The organism is Streptomyces sp. NPDC096105 (genome assembly GCF_044763335.1).
In the GTDB taxonomy this organism is placed as follows: domain Bacteria; phylum Actinomycetota; class Actinomycetes; order Streptomycetales; family Streptomycetaceae; genus Streptomyces.
In genome coordinates this window covers 359,516-382,713 of record NZ_JBIWGC010000004.1, presented here as the reverse complement: position 1 = coordinate 382,713, position 23,198 = coordinate 359,516, and the positions used below count along the sequence as shown (strand labels likewise).

17 protein-coding genes and 1 tRNA gene are annotated in these 23,198 nt (G+C 72.9%); 9 read left to right on the top strand and 9 right to left on the bottom strand.

Annotation, left to right across the window (positions count from 1 at the left end):
* Positions 1-30 precede the first annotated feature (30 nt).
* Positions 31-645, bottom strand: a complete 615-nt coding sequence (locus tag ACIQ8B_RS09610) for a hypothetical protein (protein WP_403546349.1) — start codon at positions 643-645, stop codon at positions 31-33.
* Between the two features lie 435 nt (positions 646-1,080).
* Entirely contained in the window at positions 1,081-1,860 is a 780-nt protein-coding gene (locus tag ACIQ8B_RS09605) for an HNH endonuclease family protein (protein ID WP_403546348.1), read from the bottom strand.
* A gap of 163 nt (positions 1,861-2,023) precedes the next feature.
* Here ACIQ8B_RS09605 and ACIQ8B_RS09600 point away from each other — a divergent pair, with 163 nt between their 5' ends.
* A complete protein-coding gene (locus ACIQ8B_RS09600) occupies positions 2,024-2,209 on the top strand; it encodes an antitoxin (RefSeq protein WP_106413855.1) in 186 nt (61 codons plus the stop codon).
* Between the two features lie 78 nt (positions 2,210-2,287).
* Here the strand turns inward: ACIQ8B_RS09600 and mfd are convergent, their stop codons facing one another.
* The 6 genes from mfd to ACIQ8B_RS09570 form a co-directional block, all read right to left on the bottom strand.
* Positions 2,288-5,845, bottom strand: coding sequence for a transcription-repair coupling factor (mfd, locus tag ACIQ8B_RS09595; protein ID WP_290001062.1), 3,558 nt, complete (start codon positions 5,843-5,845; stop codon positions 2,288-2,290).
* Positions 5,846-6,064: 219 nt separating this feature from the next.
* Entirely contained in the window at positions 6,065-8,644 is a 2,580-nt protein-coding gene (locus ACIQ8B_RS09590) for an ABC transporter permease (protein WP_403546347.1), read from the bottom strand.
* Positions 8,641-9,429, bottom strand: a complete 789-nt coding sequence (locus tag ACIQ8B_RS09585) for an ABC transporter ATP-binding protein (protein ID WP_106413852.1) — start codon at positions 9,427-9,429, stop codon at positions 8,641-8,643. Before ACIQ8B_RS09585 ends, ACIQ8B_RS09590 begins: the two co-directional genes overlap by 4 nt.
* A gap of 930 nt (positions 9,430-10,359) precedes the next feature.
* The gene (locus ACIQ8B_RS09580; RefSeq protein WP_403546346.1) at positions 10,360-11,271 is read right to left on the bottom strand and encodes a cellulose-binding protein; all 912 of its coding nucleotides are present in this window, start codon (positions 11,269-11,271) and stop codon (positions 10,360-10,362) included.
* Positions 11,272-11,468: 197 nt separating this feature from the next.
* The gene (locus ACIQ8B_RS09575; RefSeq protein ID WP_403546345.1) at positions 11,469-14,159 is read right to left on the bottom strand and encodes an SUKH-4 family immunity protein; all 2,691 of its coding nucleotides are present in this window, start codon (positions 14,157-14,159) and stop codon (positions 11,469-11,471) included.
* 9 nt (positions 14,160-14,168) lie between these two features.
* Positions 14,169-15,188 (bottom strand): SMI1/KNR4 family protein, encoded by a 1,020-nt coding sequence (locus tag ACIQ8B_RS09570; protein ID WP_403546344.1) that lies wholly within the window; start codon positions 15,186-15,188, stop codon positions 14,169-14,171.
* A 331-nt stretch (positions 15,189-15,519) separates the two neighbouring features.
* Here ACIQ8B_RS09570 and ACIQ8B_RS09565 point away from each other — a divergent pair, with 331 nt between their 5' ends.
* Both ACIQ8B_RS09565 and ACIQ8B_RS09560 read left to right on the top strand, forming a co-directional pair.
* Positions 15,520-16,053 carry a YwqJ-related putative deaminase gene (locus tag ACIQ8B_RS09565; protein ID WP_290001074.1) on the top strand — a complete coding sequence of 178 codons (534 nt, stop codon included), beginning with the start codon at positions 15,520-15,522 and terminating at the stop codon, positions 16,051-16,053.
* A gap of 43 nt (positions 16,054-16,096) precedes the next feature.
* Positions 16,097-16,591, top strand: coding sequence for an SUKH-3 domain-containing protein (locus tag ACIQ8B_RS09560; RefSeq protein ID WP_290001076.1), 495 nt, complete (start codon positions 16,097-16,099; stop codon positions 16,589-16,591).
* A gap of 27 nt (positions 16,592-16,618) precedes the next feature.
* On the opposite strand, the gene ACIQ8B_RS09555 is transcribed toward ACIQ8B_RS09560, so the two are convergent.
* Complete coding sequence (locus tag ACIQ8B_RS09555; RefSeq protein ID WP_290001079.1) at positions 16,619-17,926, bottom strand: sensor histidine kinase; 1,308 nt, start codon at positions 17,924-17,926, stop codon at positions 16,619-16,621.
* A gap of 167 nt (positions 17,927-18,093) precedes the next feature.
* Here ACIQ8B_RS09555 and ACIQ8B_RS09550 point away from each other — a divergent pair, with 167 nt between their 5' ends.
* The 6 genes from ACIQ8B_RS09550 (at position 18,094) to pth (ending at position 23,168) form a co-directional block, all read left to right on the top strand.
* Positions 18,094-18,954, top strand: coding sequence for a hypothetical protein (locus tag ACIQ8B_RS09550; protein ID WP_403546343.1), 861 nt, complete (start codon positions 18,094-18,096; stop codon positions 18,952-18,954).
* 14 nt (positions 18,955-18,968) lie between these two features.
* A tRNA-Gln gene (locus tag ACIQ8B_RS09545) sits at positions 18,969-19,042 on the top strand.
* A gap of 134 nt (positions 19,043-19,176) precedes the next feature.
* Positions 19,177-20,622: a bifunctional UDP-N-acetylglucosamine diphosphorylase/glucosamine-1-phosphate N-acetyltransferase GlmU gene (gene glmU / locus ACIQ8B_RS09540; RefSeq protein WP_403546342.1), complete on the top strand. Its 1,446-nt coding sequence runs from the start codon at positions 19,177-19,179 to the stop codon at positions 20,620-20,622.
* 88 nt (positions 20,623-20,710) lie between these two features.
* Complete coding sequence (locus ACIQ8B_RS09535) at positions 20,711-21,691, top strand: ribose-phosphate diphosphokinase (RefSeq protein WP_106413844.1); 981 nt, start codon at positions 20,711-20,713, stop codon at positions 21,689-21,691.
* 207 nt (positions 21,692-21,898) lie between these two features.
* Positions 21,899-22,489 (top strand): 50S ribosomal protein L25/general stress protein Ctc, encoded by a 591-nt coding sequence (locus tag ACIQ8B_RS09530; RefSeq protein ID WP_403546341.1) that lies wholly within the window; start codon positions 21,899-21,901, stop codon positions 22,487-22,489.
* 76 nt (positions 22,490-22,565) lie between these two features.
* Complete coding sequence (pth, locus tag ACIQ8B_RS09525) at positions 22,566-23,168, top strand: aminoacyl-tRNA hydrolase (RefSeq protein ID WP_403546340.1); 603 nt, start codon at positions 22,566-22,568, stop codon at positions 23,166-23,168.
* Positions 23,169-23,198 lie beyond the last annotated feature (30 nt).

The window sequence follows — 23,198 nt, the reverse complement described above, 5'->3', positions numbered from 1 at the left end:
GGCCGGCGACGACTCGTCCCGCCGTCACGCTCACCGTCCGCCTTCGTGGTCGCCCGGCCGCCGCTGCTGTCCGTCCTGCCGGCGCAGGTAGTCGCTCAGCTCGTCGAGCTCGGCGCGCACCTGGTCGATCCGGGCGGGCGCGGGCCGCTGCGGCGGCTGCGCCTGCGAGGGCACGGGGGCGGGCGGCACGGGGCCGGCGAGGGGGGTGTGCGGCGGCTGCGGCACGGCCGTGGACGCGTACGGCGAGGCCGGCTGCGGGTAGCCGTAGGGGGCGTGCACCGTGGTGGCGTGCGGCGACGGCGGCACCGGGCCGCCGTAGGGACCCGGCCGGCGCGGCAGCCGGATGTCCACGATCAGGTAGTGGGCGGAGGCGCAGGCGCCCAGGAGGAGAAGGACGCCGAGGCCCGCGTCGCTCCGCCAGTCCTCCTCCGGGACGGAGCCGATCAGGACGAGGCAGGCGATGATCAGCGGAATGCTCGCCCAGGCCGCTATCCAGTCGAAGACCCGCCCGCGCCGCACCGCGATCCGGAACAGCGGCACGGAGGCCAGCATGCCGCAGCACAGCACCCCGGAGGCCGCGTACAGCACGCGCTGCGTGATGACCGATCCCGTGCTGGGTGTGGGCGGCGCGCCGTGGCCGTACATGCTGCTCCTGGACGGGTGTAGCCGATGTGTGGACTCCGGTGGAGACTCCGAGCGTATAGGTCCGCGGCCACAACCGTTCCCGTGATGTACCGAACCGTTGTCGTACCGGAGCACGCCGGGCACCGGCGCGAACTCCCCCCGCGCGGGGGCGCGGAGGGCGGCAGGGGCGGTGTCCGGGCGGACCCGCGGGCTCCGGCTGGGGCGTCGGTCGGGGGCGAACGGGTCGAGGGCGGGCAACCGCCCCTCGTAGCGCCGCTGTTCGTCCGGTGCGGGACGCGGGAGCCGGAGGCGGCGGACGCCGAGCCGGAGGCGGCGGACGGGTGGCTGCCGGCCTCGCGGTGGCCGGCGGTGCGCAGCCCGCGCGGGGTCAGCGGCGGCGCACGGCCAACGCCCGCCGCGCACGGGAGGATTCGGGGACGGCGGCCGCCGGCGCGCTCAGCCGCCGCACTGCGCGGCCATCGCGCGCTTGTCGGCCGACGTCACCGGCATCTCGTACTTCACCGCGACCTGGGCGAAGCGGACGGCGTAGGCGCAGCGGACGGCCCTGCTGGGCGGCAGCCAGGAGGCCGGTCCGGAGTCGCTCTTGGCGGAGTTGGCGCCGCCGTCGACCGGCATCAGGTTGAGCGGGTCGTTGGCCAGTTGCCGGCGCTTGGCCTCGGACCAGCGGGAGGCGCCCATCTGCCAGCTGTAGGAGAGCGGCACGACGTGGTCGATCTGCACCTCGGCGGCCTGCTGCTTGCGCCACTCGATGGTCTTGCCGGTGTAGGGGTCGGCCAGTGTCAGGGAGACGACGACGCAGTCGGAGCCGGAGCGGAAGCGCACCTCCTGGCCGTCGCGCCGGAGGATGTCGTTCCGGGTGTCGCAGCCGTTCCGGGCCAGCGGCACTCCGTCCGCCGTGTCCATCCACGCGTAGCCGTACTCGTCGCGGTCGTAGCCGGTCCTGGGGCCGCGGCCCTTGGTGGCGACCTTGTCGATGAGGGCGGCGGCCTCGGCGCGGTCCCGGGCGTCGCGCACGGGGGCGAGGCCGGGGCGGGTGCCGTCGGGATTGTCCAGCGGGCTCACCGCCTTCCCGTCGGGCGTCGCCGCTCCGCTGCTCCCGACGGCGGGGACGTCCGCCTCCGGTATGGACTCGCATCCCGCGAGGAGGACCACCGCGACGGCCGCGGCCCCTCCCGCACGCCGCACCCTGACGCCCCGTCCCGGATCTCTCGTCACCGCGCCCCTCCCTCGGTCTGCTGTACCCCTGCCCCGGCAGGGGCGGTCCGATCCCGGAACTCACCGTAACGAGCGAGCGGTGCAGACCGTCCGCCACCCCCGTGGGCACTCCGTCCGATCCGCGCGTATGGTCGGATTCGAGCCACTTCGGAAGGAGCTCCGCATGGGCATCCTCGACAAGTTCAAGGGCAGCAAGGCGGCGCGCGAGAAGGCGCACAAGGCCTCGGACGCCGCGGAGAAGAAGCTGAACGAGAGGACCGGCGGCAAGCACGAGCAGCACATCGACACCGGGCAGCAGCAGGCGGAACGCCGCCTCGGCATGGACCGCGACCGCCCCGACCGGCCGTAGGGCCCCGTACGCGTCAGGGCCGTCCGCGACGCCTCTCGCGCGCCGCGGACGGCCCCGCCGTCTGCCGGACCGGCCGGCTCAGGACCCCAGCACCGAGGTGAGGAACTCCCCGACCCACCCGAGCAGGTCCCGCCCGACCAGCGGCTTGCCGCCGACCTTCGCGGTCTTCGGGCGCGGCACCAGCACCTGATGGGACGTCGCCTTGATCACCGAGCCCGGGTAGAGCCGCTTGAGCCGCAGCTCCTGCGACTCGCGCAGCTCCACCGGCGCGAACCGGATGCTGGTGCCCTGCAGCACGATCTCGCCGACGCCGCACGCCCGCGCGAGCATCCTCAGGCCCGCCACCAGCAGCAGGTTCTCCACCGGCTCCGGCAGCTTGCCGTAGCGGTCGGCCAGTTCCTCGCGGACGGCCTTGACGTCCTCCTCGCTGTTGGCGGAGGCGATCGCGCGGTACGCCTGGAGGCGCAGCCGCTCGCCGGGCGCGTAGTCGTGCGGGACGTGCGCGTCGACCGGCAGCTCGATCTTCACCTCGAGCGGCGGCTCCTCCTGGACCTCGCCGGTCTCCAGCTGGCGGCGGTAGTCCGCGACCGCCTCGCCCACCATGCGGACGTACAGGTCGAAGCCGACGCCCGCGATGTGCCCGGACTGCTCGCCGCCGAGCAGGTTGCCCGCGCCGCGGATCTCCAGGTCCTTCATCGCCACGTACATGCCGGCGCCCATCTCGGTGTGCTGGGCGATGGTCGCGAGCCGCTCGTGCGCGGTCTCCGTCAGCGGCTTCTCCGGCGGGTACAGGAAGTACGCGTACCCGCGCTCACGGCCGCGGCCGACCCGGCCGCGCAGCTGGTGCAGCTGGCTGAGGCCGAAGTTGTCGCCGCGCTCGACGATCAGGGTGTTGGCGTTGGAGATGTCGATGCCGGACTCGACGATCGTCGTCGACACCAGCACGTCGAACTTCTTCTCCCAGAAGTCGACGACGACCTGCTCCAGCGCCTGCTCCGACATCTGGCCGTGGGCCGTGGCGATGCGCGCCTCGGGCACGATCTCGCGCAGCCGGGCCGCCGCCCGGTCGATGGACTCGACGCGGTTGTGGATGTAGAAGACCTGGCCCTCGCGCAGCAGCTCACGGCGGATGGCGGCGCCGATCTGCCGCTGGTCGTAGGGGCCGACGAAGGTGAGCACCGGGTGGCGCTCCTCCGGCGGGGTGGTGATCGTCGACATCTCGCGGATGCCGGTGACCGCCATCTCCAGGGTGCGCGGGATGGGCGTGGCGGACATGGTCAGCACGTCGACGTTGGCGCGCAGCTTCTTCAGCTGCTCCTTGTGCTCGACGCCGAACCGCTGCTCCTCGTCGACGATGACCAGCCCCAGGTCCTTGAACTTCGTCTCGGAGGAGAACAGCCGGTGGGTGCCGATGACGACGTCCACCGTGCCGTCCCTCAGGCCCTCCAGGACCGCCTTGGCCTCGGTGTCGGTCTGGAACCGGGACAGGGCGCGCACGGTCACCGGGAACTGCGCGTACCGCTCGCTGAACGTCCCGAAGTGCTGCTGCACCAGCAGCGTGGTCGGCACCAGCACAGCGACCTGCTTGCCGTCCTGGACGGCCTTGAACGCCGCCCGCACCGCGATCTCGGTCTTGCCGTAGCCGACGTCGCCGCAGATCAGCCGGTCCATGGGGACCGTCTTCTCCATGTCCTCCTTGACCTCGGCGATGGTGGTGAGCTGGTCGGGCGTCTCCGTGTACGGGAAGGCGTCCTCCAGCTCGCGCTGCCAGGGCGTGTCGGGGCCGAAGGCGTGCCCGGGCGCCGCCATCCGCGCGCTGTACAGCTTGATCAGGTCGGCGGCGATCTCCTTGACGGCCTTCTTGGCGCGCGCCTTGGTCTTGGTCCAGTCGGCGCCGCCGAGCCGGTGCAGGGTGGGCGCCTCACCGCCGACGTACTTGGTGATCTGCTCGAGCTGGTCGGTGGGGATGTAGAGCCGGTCGCCGGGCTGGCCGCGCTTGGCGGGCGCGTACTCCACGACCAGGTACTCGCGGGTGGCGCCCTGCACGGTGCGCTGCACCATCTCGATGTACCGGCCGACGCCGTGCTGCTCGTGGACGATGTAGTCGCCCGACTCCAGGGTGAGCGGGTCGATCGTCTTGCGGCGCCGGGCGGGCATCCGGGCGCCCTCGCGGCCGGACGCCTTCTGGCCGGTGAGGTCGGTCTCGGTGAGCACGGCCAGCTTGAGCGCCGGGTCGACGAAGCCGTGGTCGAGGCAGCCGCAGGAGACGTGCACGACGGACGGGGTCAGCTCGCCCAGGTCGTCGTCCAGGCGGGCGGCGATGCCCTCGCCGCCGAGCACCTCGACGGTGCGGGACGCCGGCCCGTGCCCCTCGGTGACGTAGACCGCGCGCCAGCCGTCGGCGAGCCAGCCCTTGGTGTCGGCGAGCGCCCGCGCGGTGTCGCCGCGGTAGGACTCGGGGGCGCGCATGCCGAGCTTGAGGGTGTCGCCCGCCGCGTCAGCGGCGAATGTCTCCGTCAGCTCCTCGTCGGCGGCGAACGGCGACACCGTCCACCACATCATGTCCAGCTCGCGGGCCCGGCCCCGGACGTCGGCGAGGGACCACAGGGAGGCCGCACCGACGTCGATGGGAGCCTCGCCCCCGCCGGCCGTGGCCGCCCAGGACGCCTGGAGGAACTCCTGGGAGGTGGCGACCAGGTCGGAGGCGCGCGTGCGCACCCGCTCCGGGTCGCAGACGACGGTCATGGCGCCCTCGGGCAGCACGTCCAGCAGCAGCTCCATGTCGTCGACGAGGACCGGGGCGAGGGACTCCATGCCCTCCACCGCGATGCCCTCGGCGATCTTGCCGAGCAGTTCGCCCAGCTCCGGGTGGTCCTCGGCGAGGACCCGTGCCCGCTCGCGCACCTCGTCGGTGAGCAGCAGCTCACGGCAGGGCGGCGCCCACAGGCCGTGCTCGGCGACCTCCAGGGACCGCTGGTCGGCGACCTTGAAGTAGCGGATCTCCTCGACGTCGTCACCCCAGAACTCCACCCGGAGGGGGTGCTCCTCGGTGGGCGGGAACACGTCGAGGATGCCGCCGCGCACCGCGAACTCGCCGCGCTTCTCGACCAGCTCCACGCGCGCGTACGCGGCGGCGGCGAGGGCGTCGACGACGTCGTCCAGGTCGGCGGTCTGCCCGGTGCGCAGGGCGACAGGCTCCAGGTCGCCCAGGCCCTTGACCTGCGGCTGGAGGACGGAGCGCACGGGGGCGACGACCACGGAGACCGGGCCGGTCTCGGGGTCGTCCGGACGCGGGTGGGCCAGGCGCCGCAGCACGGCGAGGCGGCGGCCGACGGTGTCGCTGCGGGGGCTGAGCCGCTCGTGCGGCAGCGTCTCCCACGAGGGGTACTCCACGACCCCCTGGGGCGGGAGCAGCGAGCGCAGGGCGGCCGCCAGGTCCTCCGCCTCGCGTCCCGTGGCCGTCACGGCGAGCACGGGGCGGCCCGCGTCCCGGGCGAGGGCGGCGACCGCGAAGGGACGGGCCGCCGGCGGGCCGACGAGGTCGACGTGCATGCGGTTGCCGTCGGCGGCGGCCGAGACCGCTTCCGCGAGGGCGGTGTCCTTGACGACGGCGTCGAGCAGACCGTGCAGGCTCATGCGGGGCGGAATCCCTTCCGGGGATGTGCAACACGACAGACCCGACGCGCGCGGCGGGCCGGGGGGTGTCCAGGGTACGTCGCCCCGCCCGCGGTCGCCGGGGCTGTGGACGACGACGGGCACCCCGCCCCGGGCGCACGCACCGGCGCCGGAAGGCCCTCGTGAGGACTTTCCGGCGCCGTCTCCCCGCCACCCCCGTGCGCGGTGTCCGGGCGGCCGCTACTCGGTCGCGATGGCGTTCAGGACGTTCATTCTCCCGGCGCGGAAGGCCGGGACCAGCGCGGCGAACAGGCCGACGAAGGCGGATCCGACGAACACCCCGGCGATGGTGGGCCACGGGATGTCGAGGACCTTCAGGCCCTCCAGGGCGAGGAGCTGCTGGGCGGTGGCGCCCCAGCCCAGGCCCAGTCCGAGGCCCAGCAGGGCGCCGAAGAGGGCGATCACGACCGACTCCATCCGGATCATGCGGCGCAGCTGCCGGCGCGAGAGGCCGATGGCCCGCATCAGGCCGATCTCCCGGGTGCGCTCGACGACCGACAGGGCCAGGGTGTTCACCACGCCGAGGATCGCGACGACGATCGCCAGGGCCAGCAGGCCGTAGATCATGTTCAGCAGCTGGCCGATCTGGCCCTGCAGCGCCTCCTTGTAGTCGGTCTGGTCGCGCACCTCGTACTGCGGGAAGCGGTCCATGGTCTGCTTCAGGGCCGAGTACGCGGCGTCCTTCCGGCCGTCCTCCGCCGAGGCGAACACCATCAGGTCGAGCGGCATCCTGTCGGCCGGCACGTACCGGCCGAGGGTCTCGATCGACGTGTACATCGCGCCGGCGTCGATGGCGCCGTCGCTGCTGGTGACGGCCCGCACGGTGAGGGTGCCGGTGGTGCCGTTCTCGAAGGCGACGTCGATCGTCGAGCCGAGGGTGACCCCGTGCTCCTTCGCGAAGTCCTCGTGGACGGACATGGAGTCCGGCCGGTAGGCGTCCTCCAGCCTCCCCTCGACGGTCTCGACCTGCAGATCCGTGGCGTACGTCGGGTCGGCGGCGCTGATCGGGGTGTCGTCGCTGGTCTTCCCGTCGGGCGTGGTGAAGTCGGCCTTCGTCCACTTGTACTCGGTGACCCGCTCGATGCCCTCGGTCGCCCTGATCGCCTCGACGACCTCCGGGGTGATCCGCTGGCCGTTGTCGTCCTGGACGATGAAGTCCGTGCCGACCGCCTTGTCGAGCTCCTCGGTGGCCGAGGCGACCATGGAGGAGCCGACCACGGACAGGCACGCCACCAGCGCGAGCCCGATCATCAGCGCGGCGCCGGTCGCGCCGGTGCGGCGCGGGTTGCGCAGGGCGTTGCGCTCGGCCATGCGGCCCACCGGTCCGAACGCCCGCAGCAGGACCGCGCCGAGGACGCGGACCACGCCGCTCGCCAGCACCGGGCCGACGACGACGAAGCCGATCAGGGTCAGCACGATCCCGAGGCCCAGCCACATCGAGCCGTCGGCGGCCTTCTCGGCGGCGCCCGCCAGGTACAGGGCGGCCGCTCCGGCGCCGGTGAGGACCAGGCCGGTGACGGCGCGGATCCGGCCGGTCCGCCCGTCCGCCGGGGTGCCGGCGTCGCGCAGCGCGGCCATCGGGGAGACCTTCCCGGCGCGGCGGGCGGGCAGGTAGGCGGCGAGGACGGTGACGACCACGCCGAGGAGCAGGCCGAGTGCCGGGGTCGTCCAGGCGATGGTGAGGTCGCCGGTGGACAGCTCCATGCCGATCGCGCCCATGAGCTCCATCAGGCCGACCGCGAGGCCGATGCCGGCGGCGACGCCGAGGACGGAGCCGACGACGCCGAGCAGCAGCGCCTCGATCAGCACGGACCGGTTGACCTGCCGGCGGGAGGAGCCGATGGCCCGCATCAGGCCGATCTCGCGGGTGCGCTGGGCGACCAGCATGGAGAACGTGTTGATGATCAGGAAGATGCCGACGAGGAAGGCGATCCCGGCGAAGCCGAGCATCGCGTACTTCAGGACGTTCATGAAGCCCTCGACGCTCTTCTGGTTGGCCTCGGCGGCCTCCTTCTCGGTGAGCACCCTGTAGCCGCCGCCCAGCTCGGCCAGGACGTTCTGCTTCACCTGCTCGTCGCTGACGCCCTCGGCGGCCGTGACGTAGACGTCGGTGTAGACGCCGTCCTCGCCGACCAGGACCTTCTGTGCGGTGGGCGTGTCGAGGAAGAAGACCGCGGCGCCGGGGTTGGTGACGGTGAAGTCGGCGACGCCGGAGACCTTCGCGGTGTGCGTGCCGAGCGCCGTGATGACGCTGAGCTCGTCGCCGACGCCCAGGTCGTGCTTCTCGGCGGTGTCCGCGTCGAGCATGATCTGGCCGGCGCCCTTCGGCTCCGCCCCGGAGGTGATGTCCATGGTGCGGGCGTCGTTGGCGTTCCAGCTGCCGACGATGGTCGGGCCGCCGTTGGTGGGCGACAGGTTGTCCCGGTCGCCGTCGACGACGGTGACGGCGGTGGAGAACACCGCGCCCTCGGCCGCCTTCACCCCCTCCGCGCGCTGCACCTCCTCGACCACGGAGGCCGGTATCACCGGCGGCCTGCCGTTGCCGGAGGTGGTCTCGCCGCCCTCGGAGGCGTCCTTGGAGCTGACGGTGACGTCCGAGGCGGTCGCCGCGAACAGCTTGTCGAACGTGGTGCCCATGGTGTCCGTGAACACCAGCGTCCCGCACACGAACGCCACCGACAGCAGCACCGCCACCGCCGACAGCGCCATGCGTCCCTTGTGCGCGACGAAATTGCGCATCGAGGTCCTGAGGACGGTCATGACGTGCGCCCCCGGGCGTCGAAGTCCTTCATGCGGTCCAGGACCTGCTCGGCGGTCGGCTGCAGCATCTCGTCGACGATGCGGCCGTCGGCCAGGTACAGCACCCGGTCCGCGTAGGAGGCGGCGACGGGGTCGTGGGTGACCATGACGATGGTCTGGCCCAGCTCGTCGACCGAGCGGCGCAGGAAGCCGAGCACCTCGGCGCCGGCGCGGGAGTCGAGGTTCCCGGTCGGCTCGTCCCCGAAGATGATCTCCGGCCGGGCGGCCAGCGCCCGCGCCACGGCGACCCGCTGCTGCTGGCCGCCGGAGAGCTGCGTCGGCCGGTGCTTCAGCCGCTCCGCGAGCCCGACGGTCTCCACCACCCGGTCCAGCCACGCCTTGTCGGGCTTGCGGCCGGCGATGTCCATGGGCAGCGTGATGTTCTCGAGCGCGTTGAGCGTCGGCAGCAGGTTGAACGCCTGGAAGATGAAGCCGATCCGGTCGCGGCGCAGCCGGGTGAGCTTCTTGTCCTTCAGCCCGGTGATCTCGGTGTCGTCCAGGTGGATCTGACCGCTCGTCACGGTGTCGAGCCCGGCGAGGCAGTGCATCAGCGTGGACTTGCCGGACCCCGAGGGGCCCATGATCGCGGTGAACTGGCCGCGGGCGATGTCCACGTCGACGTGGTCGAGGGCGACGACACGGGTCTCCCCGGACCCGTACGCCTTCACGACCTGCCGCGCCCGCGCGGCAACGGCCGTAGTCCCTCCAGTACCCCCGTGCCTGGGAATGGTCACAGCCGATGTCACGGTAAGTCTCCTATGTCGGTCGTCAAGAGAAAGCGGTGCCCCTGGCGGTCGCCCGTGTGCGGTGCGGCGGCCGCCCGGTGCGTGGTGCTCGGGACGTGCTTCAGTCTGGCGTGGGGGGAGGGTCCGGCGCGCTGGTGTTTCACGCAGTCTTCTGCTGTGGAAAACCCCACCCCCGGTGCTGTGCTCCGCCACCCCCCCCGGCGGCGTGGAACCAGGCTAAGGACGGGGCCCGCCGCGCTTCGTCCTCCGCCGGGACGACCCCTCCCCGAGCCACAGGGCGGAGCTGCCCCTAGGGGCTCTCCCCCGTGGGGCGGAGACCGTCTCGGGGTCGCTCCTCCCTCCGGCACACCGGATCTCCTCCCGCCCGCGCCGCCGGGACCCGTCCTTCCCGGCGCCGCCCAGCGTCCACCCTGCCGCCGCGTCAGGGTCAAGCCGACCGGCGGCCGGCGGACAGCACGCTGTCCCGCACACACCGCACGCACCGCACAAGCCGGAGCTGATGCGGGCGACACCCCAGCTCAGGGCACGGACCACCCGCGGGAGCGCTCACCGGCGGGGAGTTCCGCCCGAACCGCCGCGCTCCGCTCTCCGCGCGAGTGACGTGCGGGCTCCCGCTCCCGCCCCCTCCCCGCGGCCCCCGCACGGGCCCGAAGCCACGCGAGGAGCACGGGATGCCCGCCGCCCCCTTCCCGCGCCCCCACGACCCGCGCCCCACCCGCACCCGCCCTTCGATGCCCCGTACACGGAACTTCTCGCGGCCGTCCCCCACGCCGCCTCCTCCGCCCACCGCACCAGCCCCCGACAGCCGCCCGCCCCGCACCCGCCCAGGCCGTACCGGGCACCTGGGCACGCCCCGCTCCAGCTTCTCGTCGCGGCAGGCCGTGATCAGCGGAAGCCCTGACCCGCCGCGTCCCCCGGCCCGGCCGCGCGTCACTCCGCCGCGCGGCCGGTCAGCGCGGTGAGGCTCGCGCAGACGTGGTCCATCTGCGTCTGCACGTCCTCGCGCCGGTCCGCGTGCTCGCGCAGCACCCGCGCGGTCTCCCGCTCGATGTCCTCCGCGCGCGCCTGCGCCTCGGCCAGCACTTCCGCCGCGCGCTCCCGCGCCTCGTCCGCGCACCGCCGCGCCTCCTCCTCCGCGTCCGCGAACGCCTGACGCGCCTCGGCCAGCACCTGCTCGGCGCGCTCCTCCGCCTCCGCGTGCCGGGCGTCCAGCCCGGCCGCGCGTGCCGCCTCCTCCCGGGCGGTCTCGTCCAGCCGCTGCGCCTGCGCCCTGGCCCCCTCGGCGAGCAGCTCCGAGGTGCGCTCCCGCGCCCGCCGCACCTCCGCCAGCGCCTCGGTGCGCCGCTCCTTCACCTCCAGCCGCGCCTCGACGCGGATCTCGTCGGCCTCCTCGCGCGCCGCGGCCAGCCGGTCACGGGCGTACGCGTCGGCGACGGCGCGCAGCGCGGCCGCGTAGGCCCGTGCGGCCTCCTCCACCTCGGCGGCGTCGTCCCGCGCCAGGTCGGTCAGGTCCTGCGCGTACTGCCGCGCCGACTCCCGTACGGCCGTGGCCTCCTCCAGCGCCAGCAGGAACAGCCGCCGGGGGCCGTCACCCAGCGACTCGTACGTCTGCTCGGGCAGCCCGGCCACCCGCGCCCGCAGCCGCTCCAGCTCCTCCTCCATCTCCCGGGCCAGCACGGTGAGCCGCGCCGCGCGTTCCCAGGCGGCGTCCCGGTCGTCCGACAGCGCCTCGACGTACGCGATCACCTGCAGCGGGCGGTACCCGCGCCCCCTGACGACCTCGAAACCCCGTGACGACACCGATGCGCTGCTCACCCTGGAACCCCTTCCACCGACGGACATGAAGCCCAGCACGACGACCGAGCACAAAAAGGGATGAATCGCGCACATCTTGATCGATGACAAGGAAGTGTTCATAACGCGACACTCCGCTCGAGGGGTGCGGAGGCGGCGCGCGGAGACGGCCGGCAGACGTGAGCCGGGCCCGGTCGTCGCACGACCGGGCCCGGCTCACGGGTCACGCCTTCAGCGGCGGCGGCTCACAGCAGACCGTCCCACATCTGCTCCAGCAGCACCGACCACCAGGTCTCCGGCGACCCCAGCGCCGCCGGGTCGAGGGCGGCCAGCTGCGCCTGGAAATCGACGGTCCAGCGGCCCGCCTGCTCCTGGTTCAGCCCGAACCGCAGCCGCCACATCCGGCCCAGCAGCGCCAGGCACCGCGCGAACTCCGGCAGCCCGGTGTTCACGAACTGCGGCGCCACCGCCGTACCGCCCGGACCGGCCTCCACCGGTACCGCGACGATGTTCGCCGTGCCGTACTGCACACAGAGCGCCTTGCCGAAGTCGCTGCCCATCACCAGGTACGAGCCCGCGTCCGGCGCCGGCTGCACACCCCGCTCCACGGCCAGCTCCGCCAGCGTCGGCACCGGGCGGCCCGGCTGGGCCTGCGCCCAGAAGAACGGGCCCATGTCCAGCGGCAGGCCCGCCACGACCAGCGTGTGCGCCACGATCGGCGGCACGCCCTGCCGGGCCACCGCCGCCTGCTCGAACCGGAACACGCCCGGCCCGAACGCGGCCGCCAGCTCCTGCCCGATCGCCTCCGGCGGGATCGGCGGGGCCGGCGGCACCGGCGGGATCGGCGCCCGCACCGGAGCCGGACGCGCGGGACCGTCCGCCACCTGGTGCAGCTCGCCCTGGTGGGCGAGGAGCTGCCGCATGCCCTGCTGCCGGCTCGCGTGGTCCGTGCCGTACGGCGCGATCGACGTGATCCGCGCCTGCGGCCACTGCTCGCGGATCATCCGCGCGCAGTACGCGCCCGGCAGCTCGCACGACTCCAGCTCCGTGTGCAGCTCCAGCACCTGGTTCGGCGGCACGTTCATCGCGCGCAGCTCGTGGAAGATCTGCCACTCCGGATGCGGGGTGCCCGGCGCGGAACGCCGGATCAACTGCTGCTCGGAGCCGTCCTGCGCGCGGTAACGCAGCACGGCCTGGTAACCGGGGCCGACGGTCGGCTGACCGGGCGGCTGCTGCGGATAGCCGTACGCCGGCGGCCGCCCCGGCGCGGGAGCACCCGGCGGGGGCGTACCCGGAGGCATGGCGCCGGGAGCCATCGGCGGCGCACCGGGCGGCCCCGGCGGCGGAGGCGTGCCCGGACCGCCGGCCAGCACCGTCTCCGCGTGGTGCACCCGCGGAGCGCCGGGGGCGCCCGGCGCTCCAGGGGCGCGGGGCGGGGCGGGCGGCTGGGGGGCGCCGGGGATGCCGGGGATGCCGGGGACACCCGGAGCACCGGGCGGGCCGGGCGGTGCGGATGCGCCGGGGGCACCAGGAGCACCCGGAGCACCCGGCTGACCGGGCGGCTGAGGCGTACCGGGCGTACCCGGGGCGGCCGGGGCCGGCCCCGGAGGCGTGGGCGCGCCGGCGCCCGGGCTGTCGGGGCCGGCGAGCATCGTCGCCGCGTGGTGCACCCCACCCGGCGGCGTGCCGGGCGTACCCGGCGCACCGGGCGGAGGCGGCGTCGGGGTGCCCGGAGCCGGTGTGCCCGAAGCGGGCGTGCCCGGCGGGGGCGGCGTCCGGGAGCCGGAGGCGCCCTCCGTGCCCAGTGACGACACCAGCTGCGTCGGCACATAACCGCTCGCCCCGCCCTGAGCGGGCGCGGGCGTGCCGCCCGGCGTACCCGGAGCGCCCGGAGGCGGCGGGGGCGTCGGGCCCTGGTCGCGCTTCGGCGGCGGCGTCGCCCTGCCGGTCGCCGCGTCGGCGATGTCACCGGCGTCCGGCGTGCCGCCCGGCGTGCCCGGAGCCGCCGGCGGCGGCACGGGAGCACCCGGCGCGGGAGTGCCCGGCGCCGGGGTGCCGGGCACACCGGCCCGGGTCGGGGCCGGCGGCGTGGCCTGGCCCGTCCCGCCCTCCGGTACCGCGGGCGCGACCGCCGTCGGCGGCAGCGCGCTGCCGCCCGACATCAACGTCGTCTTCGCGTCGGGCGTCGCCGCGCCGTCCTCGTCCGGCTCCCTCACCTGCGGTGCGTACACGGTCTGCGGCAACGGCACCGACCGGTCCTCACCGCCGTCCGCCGTGGTGTCCGTACCGGCCCACGGCGTCCCCTCGTCCGCACCGCCGCCGGCCGCCGGCCACGCCGACCCGCCGCCGTCGGACGCGGAAGCCGCCGCACCGGAACGCGCGGACGTCCCCTCGGAGCCGGACCCGGACGCGTCGGCGCCCCGCCCCGCACCCGACGACGCCCAGCTCGCGTCCGGCGCGTCCGCCTGCTCCGGCACCGCACCCGGCGCCGGACCGGCACCGGCGGACGCCCCCGAGGCCGCCCCGCCGGCACCCCCCGACGTCGCCCCGCGCCGGTCCGGGATGCCCAGCCGGTCCGCCGCCTCCTGCAGCCACTCCGGCGGACTCAGCAGGAACGACGTCTGGTTCAGGTCCACCCGCGCCGCGGGCGCCGGCGCCGGCTCCTCCTCCGCCTCGTCCCGGCCGTACTCCTCCTCGTACCGGCGGATCACCTCGCCCACCGGCAGCGCCGGCCACAGCGTCGCATCGCCACTGTCCCGGGCGATCACCAGCCGCTGCCCGCCGCCGTCCGACCGCGGACCCTCCGCACGGTCCTCCGCCCACACCACGAACCCGAGACCGAACTCCCGCACCCGCACCTCACGGTGCTGATACGCGGGCACGTCCCCGTTGACCCACTCCTCCGCGCGCTCCTGCGCCTGCGCGAACGTCACCATCGCTACGACTCACTCCCCCGCGGAAGAAACCGGAACGGCATGCGCGAACCCGCCGTCCACCATCAGATGCGCCACCGTCTCCAACTCCGGAGGAGACCCCGCGAGCCGCGACAGGAACACGTCGAAATCCTCACCGCACGAAAGCAGCAGCCGCTCCACCCGCTCCGCCTGCGACCACGACGGATCCACGTCCCGCACGTCGTCGTACGCGCAGAACCACACCGAACCCCGCCGCTCGCCCCTCACCTTCACGGCCAGCAGACCGCCCTGCACGAACGCCACGCACAGGTAGTCCTTGGTCAGGTGGTCCCGCAGACACTTGTTCACGTACACCAGGTCGTTGACCGCGGCCTCGTCCCGTACCGTGAAGAACGGCTGGTCCACCAGCAGACCCAGCTCCGCGTCCAGCGCCGTCCCCACCGGCGCACAGCCGCCCGCCGCCTTCAGGAACGACCGGTACGCACCCGGCAGCCGGTACCCGAGGTCCTCCTCGACCCCCAGCACCTGCGACTCCGTCACCGCCACACCCGACTTCGGCAGCCCGAAGTGCGCCGGTCGCGTCTCCTGCAACGGCCGCGTGCCCCGCTTGGCGTGGTCCACCGCCGCCGTCGCCACACCACCGTGATGCCGCAGCAGCGCCTTCACCTCGACCGGCACCAGCTCCAGCCGCCGCGTCCCCGCCACGTGATGCCACGTCCAGCCGTGCGGCGTCGCCACCGCAGGCACCGTGTCCCACAACTCGTGACCCGTCGCCGCCAACGCCGCGTTCGCCGACACGTAATCCGTCAGCCGCAGCTCGTCGACACCGAAACCCTCCGGCGGATCCGCGATCTCCGCGGCCGCGCGCGCGTAGGGCGAGAAGTCGGGATAGCCACGCTCGTCCACCCGCACCCCCCTCGGGTGGCGGGCCGCCCGCACCGGATCCGGGAAGTGCACGACCTGCCCGGCATAGGCCGCGTTCGGCGGCGCGGAAGTGCCCCCGGCCTGACGGCCGGGAGGTGCCCCCAGCCCGAGCCGACCTGTCGTCATGGCGGTTGCCCCCTGCGGCACTCTGTACGCCCGCCGCCCTCCATCAGGACCGTCACGGAGCGTATTCGACTGTCACGTCTGCTTCACCGGTACGACCCCACGGCGCCCGCACACGGAACACCGCCGGATCGCGGTGCCGACAGCCTATGCGGTACACCACCGCCGGTCACCGGGCACCACCCACCAGCCCCTCCGCTTCCGTGACCCCACGTCACCCTCCCGTGACGGTCCGCCCCCGGCCTGGCGTGTCGTCCCGCCCCAGCTTCCCCACCCGCCACACGATTTGGCACTCTGTGACCACCGGGGGGATGCTCGGGAGGGGATGACGATCATGAACGCGACGCAGACGGGGACGCACACCGGGCCGGCCGGCGACCCCCGCTCCGGCGACCCCCGCATCGGCTGGAGCGCCACCGACACCACCCCCGCACCCGTCCTCCGGCACCGCCGCGACGGCATCCTCCCCACCATCGCCGCCGCCCTCTCCGTCCGCGGCGCCACCCTCACCGGCACCCCCGCCCGCGGCGACACACCCCCCGCGCTCCACCCGCTCGTCCAGGACTTCCTCGACACCCTCACCAGCGACCAGCGCGACCGCTTCACCGGACGCTGCGCCGAGACCATCCTCATCTCCCGGCACATCGCCACCGCCGACGCCGCCCGCAGCAAACGCGCCGCCCGCAGACCCATGACCAACGGCGAAGCCCGCAAAGCCCTCAAACACGCCAAACTCACCACCCGCCGCATCCGCGAGGACGGCGACCCCCTCCACGGCAGCTACGCCGCCCCCTGCCGCGCCTGCACCGCCCTCACCGCCCACTTCGGCGTCCGCCTGGTCGACCCCGCCGCCCGCACCGGCGGCTGAACCACCCCCGCACCACCACACGACCTAGACGAACGAAGGGCAGATGCACACCGACCGCACCTCGACCACCCGGTTCGCCGTCCCCGTCGACGCCGCACTGCGCGCCGCCGGATGGCAACCCGGCCGCTGGGACATCAAACAGGCCGAGATCTGGGCCGACACCCTGCGCGGCCACACCTCACCCGCCGGACACCGCCACACCGTCTTCCCCGCCGCCGTCGAGGCCTGGGCCGAATTCGGCGGACTCCACATCCGGCCCGGCGGACCCGGCCGCCAGATCGCCCCCACCCCCTTCCACCTCGACCCCCTCCACGGCCTCCACCTCGCCCGCACCCTCAACGACCTCGGCCGCGCCCTCGGCACCGAGGTCTGCCCCCTCGGCGCCGAGACCGACACCCAGGCACTCCTCGCCATCGACGCACCGGGCCGCGTCTACGCCCTCGACCACACCGGCGACTGGTACCTCGGCCCCGACATCGACCACGCCCTCGCCACCCTGATCACCGGCATCCAGCCCCAGCGCCTCACCGCCGGTTGACCCCGGCACAGCCCGCGAACGACGCCCTCACGACGCCGGAATCACCGCCGACACCCGAAAACCCCCCGCGTCCGTCGGCCCCGACACGAACACCCCGCCCAGCGCCGACACCCGCTCCCGCATCCCCACCAGACCGTTGCCCCCCGACGGCAGCCCCGCCGCCGACCCCGCACCCGACGGCGGCTCGTTCTCCACCTGCATCGCGATCTCCGACACCCGGTGCGCCAGACGCACGTACGTCTTCGCACCCGCCGCATGCTTGTGGACGTTCGTCAACGCCTCCTGCACCACCCGGTACGCCGTCGCCTCCACCTCCGGCGCATACGGCCGGTACTCCCCCTCCACCGACAGATCGACCACCATCCCCGCAGCCGCCGACTGCCCCACCAACTCGTCGATCTCCGCCAGCGACGGCCCCTCGACCGCCTCCTCCTCGACCACCCGCGACGCCGCGGCAGCCGCCGCCGCACCCACCGCGGCCAACGGCACCGACCCCCCTCCCGCCCCGGGCCGCACCGCGTCCGCCCGCAGCACCCCCAGCATCTGACGCAACTCGGTCAGCGCCTGCCGCCCCATGTCCCCCACCAGCGCGGCATTCCTCACCGCCTTCTCCGGGTCCTTCCGCGCCACCGCCTGCAACGCCGCCGCATGCACCACCATCAGACTCACCCGGTGCGCCACCACGTCGTGCATCTCCCGCGCGATCCGCGTCCGCTCCTCGTTACGCGCCCACTCCGCACGCTCCTCCGCCCGCTCCGCGAGCAACTGGAGCTCCCGCTCCAGACTGTCCGCCCGCTCCCGCAGACTCTCCATCAACCGCCGTCGCGCCCCCACGTACAGGCCCAGCAGCAACGGCGGAGCCGTCACCCCCAGCGCCATCGTCACCGACGCGAACGGCACCAGCCAGTCACCGACCTCCACGTCCCCCCGCGCGATGTCCTGCCGCATCCGCACGAACATCACGATCAGCACGCCCACCGACTGCATCCCCGCCAGCGAACCGATGATCCGCCGCGGCAGATCCGACGCCGCCAGCGAGTACAGCCCCACGACCCCCAGCAGGAACCCCATCGCCGCCGGCGTCACCGCGATCGCCACCAGCACCACCGCGATCGGCCACCGCCGCCGCACCAGCAGCACCGACCCCGCGGCCAGCCCGAACACCACACCCACGGCCACCGGGAGCCCCGCCTCCCACGCGAACGGCACCCCCTCGATCCCGCACTCCAGCGCGGACACCGCCGCGAGCCCCGCGTCGAGCACGGCACCGCGCCGCCGCTCCCACCACCACGGCCCTCCCCGGGCCGTCACATGATCTTCCCCCGTCGTGGTCATGCCTCCCAGCCTAAGGGCGCTCCCAGCCCGTTTTCCGGGGAGTTTTCACCTCGGCACCGGACCACACCGACCGACCGATCGGCCGCGGTACGCCCGACATTCCCTCGAACTGTTGAATCGGACACCGTTCGAGGGGGAACCTGCCATTCCTCCCGGACGGTATGTCCATGGCACATCCGACCGGCAAGTACGCCGACTTCGAAGGCCTGCGCGAGCAGGCGGTCACCCTGCGACGCGCGGGACTGAGCCGACGCCAGATCCGCGACCGGCTCCACGTCGACAACAACGACCTCCTCAACCGCCTCCTCCAGGGCGAACCCGCCCCGGACTGGACACGGCGCCCCAACGCCAAGGACGACCTGCGGGCGAAGGCCCGCGAGCTACGCCTCCAGGGCTGGACCTACGACCGGATCCAGGTCGAGCTGGGGTGCTCCAAGGGCTCGATCTCGCTGTGGGTGCGAGATCTGCCCAAGCCTGAGCGGAAGCGCACCCGCGAGGAGGCCTCGGCGATCGCGAAGCGCGGCTGGGAGGCCACACTCCGGCGGCGCGAGGAGGAACGGCAGCAGACGAAGGCGGCCGCAGCCAGCGAGATCGGCACGCTGACCGATCGTGAACTGTTCGTCATCGGCGTGGCCCTGTACTGGGCCGAAGGCTCGAAGAGCAAGCCGTACAGCCGCCGGGAGCGAATCACCTTCGTCAACAGCGACCCGGACATGATCACACTCTTCCTGCGCTGGCTCGCACTCCTCGACGTGGACCCGACAACCCTCAGGTTCGCGGTACAGATCCACGAGACCGCCGATGTGGCAGCCGCGGAGGCGTTCTGGGCCCACCATGCAGGCATCGACACAGGCAGCCTCATGAAGACCACCCTCAAGAAGCACAACCCACTCACCAACCGGAAGAACACCGCTGACAGCTACCGCGGATGTCTTCGTGTCGACGTCCGGGACGGAGCCGAGCTGTACCGCCGTATCGAAGGGTGGTGGAGCGGTATCGTCGCGCACGCGCAAGCACGCCTCCGGTAAGGTCTGACGCGCGGTCCCCCGTGGTGTAACCCGGCAGCACACCAAGTTTTGGTCTTGGCAGGTCAAGGTTCGAATCCTTGCGGGGGAGCTCACAGCGCACAGCGTCCAGGTTCGGGTCCTGACTGGTAACCGGTCAGGACCCGCGCTCATGTCGCCCCGGAGACGCCCCGGTATCCTGCGGATGTCCATCCCCCCACCTCCAACACAGCCGAAGGGCATCCCGTGAGCGCCAACCGCCCGGCAGCCGTCGTCGTCCTCGCAGCGGGTGAGGGCACCCGTATGAAGTCGGCCACACCGAAGGTCCTGCACGACATCTGTGGCCGTTCCCTGGTGGGCCACGTCCTCGCCGCCGCCGGTGAGCTGGAGCCGGAGAACCTGGTCGTCGTCGTGGGTCACGCCCGCGAGCAGGTGACCGCCCATCTCGCCGAGGTCGCCCCCGCCGTCCGCACCGCGGTGCAGGAGGAGCAGAACGGCACCGGTCATGCCGTGCGGATGGGGCTGGAGGAGCTGGGCGGTTCCGTGGACGGGACCGTGGTGGTGGTGTGCGGTGACACTCCGCTGCTGACCGGTGAGACGCTGCGCCGGCTGTCGGAGACGCACGGTGCGGACGGCAACGCGGTGACGGTGCTGACGGCGGAGGTGCCGGACGCGACCGGGTACGGCCGGATCGTGCGGGACGGCTCCGGCGCGGTGACCGCGATCGTGGAGCACAAGGACGCCTCCGACGAGGTGCGGGCGGTCCGGGAGATCAACTCGGGTGTGTTCGCGTTCGACGGGGCGCTGTTGGCGGACGCGCTGAAGAGGGTGCGTACGGACAACAGTCAGGGTGAGGAGTACCTGACGGACGTGCTGGGGATCCTGCGTGAGGCGGGGCACCGGGTGGGTGCGTCGGTGGCGGGGGACCACCGGGAGATCGCGGGGATCAACAACCGTGTGCAGCTGTCGGAGGCGCGGCGGATCCTGAACGAGCGGTTGCTGACGGCGGCGATGCTGTCGGGCGTGACGGTGGTGGATCCGGCGTCGACGTGGGTGGACGTGTCGGTGACGTTCGAGCGGGACGCGGTGGTGCATCCGGGGACGCAGCTTCACGGTGCGACGCATCTGGGTGAGGGCTGTGAGGTGGGTCCGAACACGCGGCTGACGGACACCCGGGTGGGTGCGGGGGCGCGGGTGGACAACACGGTGGCGGTGGGGGCCGAGGTGGGTCCTGAGGCGTCGGTGGGTCCGTTCGCGTATTTGCGTCCGGGGACGCGGCTGGCGCGCAAGGGCAAGATCGGTACGTACGTGGAGACGAAGAACGCGTCGATCGGTGAGGGGACGAAGATTCCGCACCTGTCGTACGTGGGGGATGCCACGATCGGTGAGTTTTCGAACATCGGTGCGGCGAGCGTGTTCGTCAATTACGACGGACAGGACAAACATCACACGACGGTCGGGTCGCACTGCCGGACGGGGTCGGACAACATGTTTGTGGCTCCTGTCACGATCGGCGACGGCGCTTACACGGCCGCGGGTTCGGTGATCACGAAGGATGTGCCGCCCGGTTCGCTGGCGGTGGCGCGCGGTCAGCAGCGGAACATCGAGGGCTGGGTGGCTCGCAAGCGGCCGGGGAGTGCCGCCGCGAAGGCCGCGGAGGCGGCGTCGCGGGAGCCGGCCGGCGAGGAGTGACCGGGAGAGCGTTCCGTTCGGGACGGCGTACCGTGAGGGGTGCAGTGTGCACCCCCACCAGCTGAGACACCTCTGAGGAGACAGTGCTGTGACCGGGATCAAGACGACCGGCGAGAAGAAGATGATGTTCTTCTCCGGCCGCGCCCACCCCGAGCTTGCCGAGGAGGTCGCCCAGCAGTTGGGTGTCGGGGTCGTCCCGACGAAGGCCTTCGACTTCGCGAACGGTGAGATCTATGTGCGGTATCAGGAGTCGGCGCGCGGCGCGGACTGTTTCCTGATCCAGAGCCACACGGCGCCGATCAACAAGTGGATCATGGAGCAGTTGATCATGATCGACGCGTTGAAGCGTGCGTCGGCCCGTTCGATCACGGTGATCGTGCCGTTCTACGGGTATGCCCGGCAGGACAAGAAGCACCGGGGGCGTGAGCCGATCTCGGCGCGTCTGATCGCGGACCTGATGAAGACGGCGGGTGCGGACCGGCTGTTGACGGTGGATCTGCACACGGACCAGATCCAGGGCTTCTTCGACGGTCCGGTGGACCATCTGTTCGCGTTGCCGCTGCTGGCGGACTACGTGGGCGCGAAGGTGGACCGGTCGAAGCTGACGGTGGTGTCCCCGGACGCGGGCCGGGTGCGGGTGGCGGACCGGTGGTGCGACCGGCTGGGTGCGCCGCTGGCGATCGTGCACAAGCGCCGGGACAAGGACGTGGCGAACCAGGTCACGGTGCACGAGGTGGTCGGCGAGGTGAAGGGCCGCGTGTGTGTGCTGGTGGACGACATGATCGACACGGGTGGCACGATCTGCGCGGCGGCGGACGCGTTGTTCGCGCACGGCGCGGAGGACGTGATCGTGACGGCGACGCACGGTGTGCTGTCGGGTCCGGCGGCGGACCGGCTGAAGAACTCGAAGGTGAGCGAGTTCGTGTTCACGAACACGCTGCCGACGCCGACCGAGCTGAGTGAGAGCCTGGACAAGATCACGGTGCTGTCGATCGCGCCGACGATCGCGCGCGCGGTGCGTGAGGTGTTCGAGGACGGGTCTGTGACCAGCCTGTTCGACGAGCAGTAAGGGTTCTGCGCTCCGACGTCCGTTCGGATGCCGGTGATCGTTTTGGGTGCGGCCTTCCGGTCCGGGTAAACTGCTCGAGTTGCTCGGCGAGGGAGGCCGTACCGCTTCTTCGGAAGATTCGTACGGCGGTCCGTTATCGACGCGCTCTTCGTAGCAGGCCGTTCGTGGCCGGGTGACCACGTCCGTTTCTGACTATGAGGAGTGATCATGTCCGAGGTGAAGATCGCCGCCGAGACGCGCACCGAGTTCGGCAAGGGCGCCGCCCGCCGTATCCGTCGTGAGGACAAGGTTCCGGGTGTGCTGTACGGGCACGGTTCGGACCCGCTGCACCTGACCTTCCCGGGCCACGACCTGCTGCTCGCCCTGCGTACGCCGAACGTCCTGATCGCGCTGGACATCGACGGCAAGACCAACGAGCTGGCCATCCCGAAGGCCGTCCAGCGTGACCCGCTGAAGGGCTTCCTGGAGCACGTCGACCTGCAGCTGGTGCAGCGCGGCGAGACCGTCACGGTGGAGATCCCGGTCCTCACCGAGGGCGAGCTGGCCGCGGGCGGCAACCTGCTGGAGCACGTACTGGGCACCCTGACGGTCGAGGCCGAGGCCACCCACATCCCCGAGTCCGTCACGGTGTCCGTCGAGGGCCTGGCGGCCGGTGCCTCCATCCTCGCCAAGGACATCACCCTTCCGAAGGGCGCCAAGCTGGCCGTCGACGAGGACGCGGTCGTCATCCAGGTGCTGGCCGCGCAGGCGGAGGAGGCCCCCGCCGAGGGTGAGGGCGGAGAGGCCGCCGGGGCCTGAGCCTTTCGGTACCAGTCGTTCGTCGGCCGCTGCTCCCGTGCGGGGCGGCGGCCGACGCGTATGTGTGGGAGGAAGCGTGGGCGTGACGGAGGACGCGGCGGGTCCCTGGCTGGTCGCCGGGCTGGGCAATCCGGGGCCGGGGTACGCGATGAACCGGCACAACGTGGGGTTCATGGTGGCGGATCTGCTGGCGGAGCGGATGGGCGGCCGGTTCAAGCGGGCGGCGAAGGCGCAGGCGCAGGTCGTGGAGGGCCGGACCGGTCCGCCGGGGCCGGGCAGCCGGCGGGTGGTGCTGGTGAAGCCGATGTCGTACATGAACCTGTCGGGCGGGCCGGTGAACGCGCTGCGGGAGTTCTACAAGGTGCCGCCGCAGCGGGTGGTGGCGGTCCACGACGAGCTGGACATCGACTACGGGACCCTGCGGCTGAAGCTGGGCGGCGGGGACAACGGGCACAACGGTCTGAAGTCGCTGACGGGGGCGTTCGGCCGGGACTACCACCGGGTGCGGTTCGGGATCGGCCGGCCGCCGGGGCGGATGCCGGTGGCGGACTACGTGCTGAAGGACTTCTCCTCGGCGGAGCGCAAGGAGCTGGACTATCTCGTGGACCGGGCGGCGGACGCGGTGGAGTGCCTGGTGACGGAGGGTCTGGAGCGGGCGCAGAGCGCGTACAACTCCTGACGCGGCGACGACGGTGACGTGGGCCGGCAT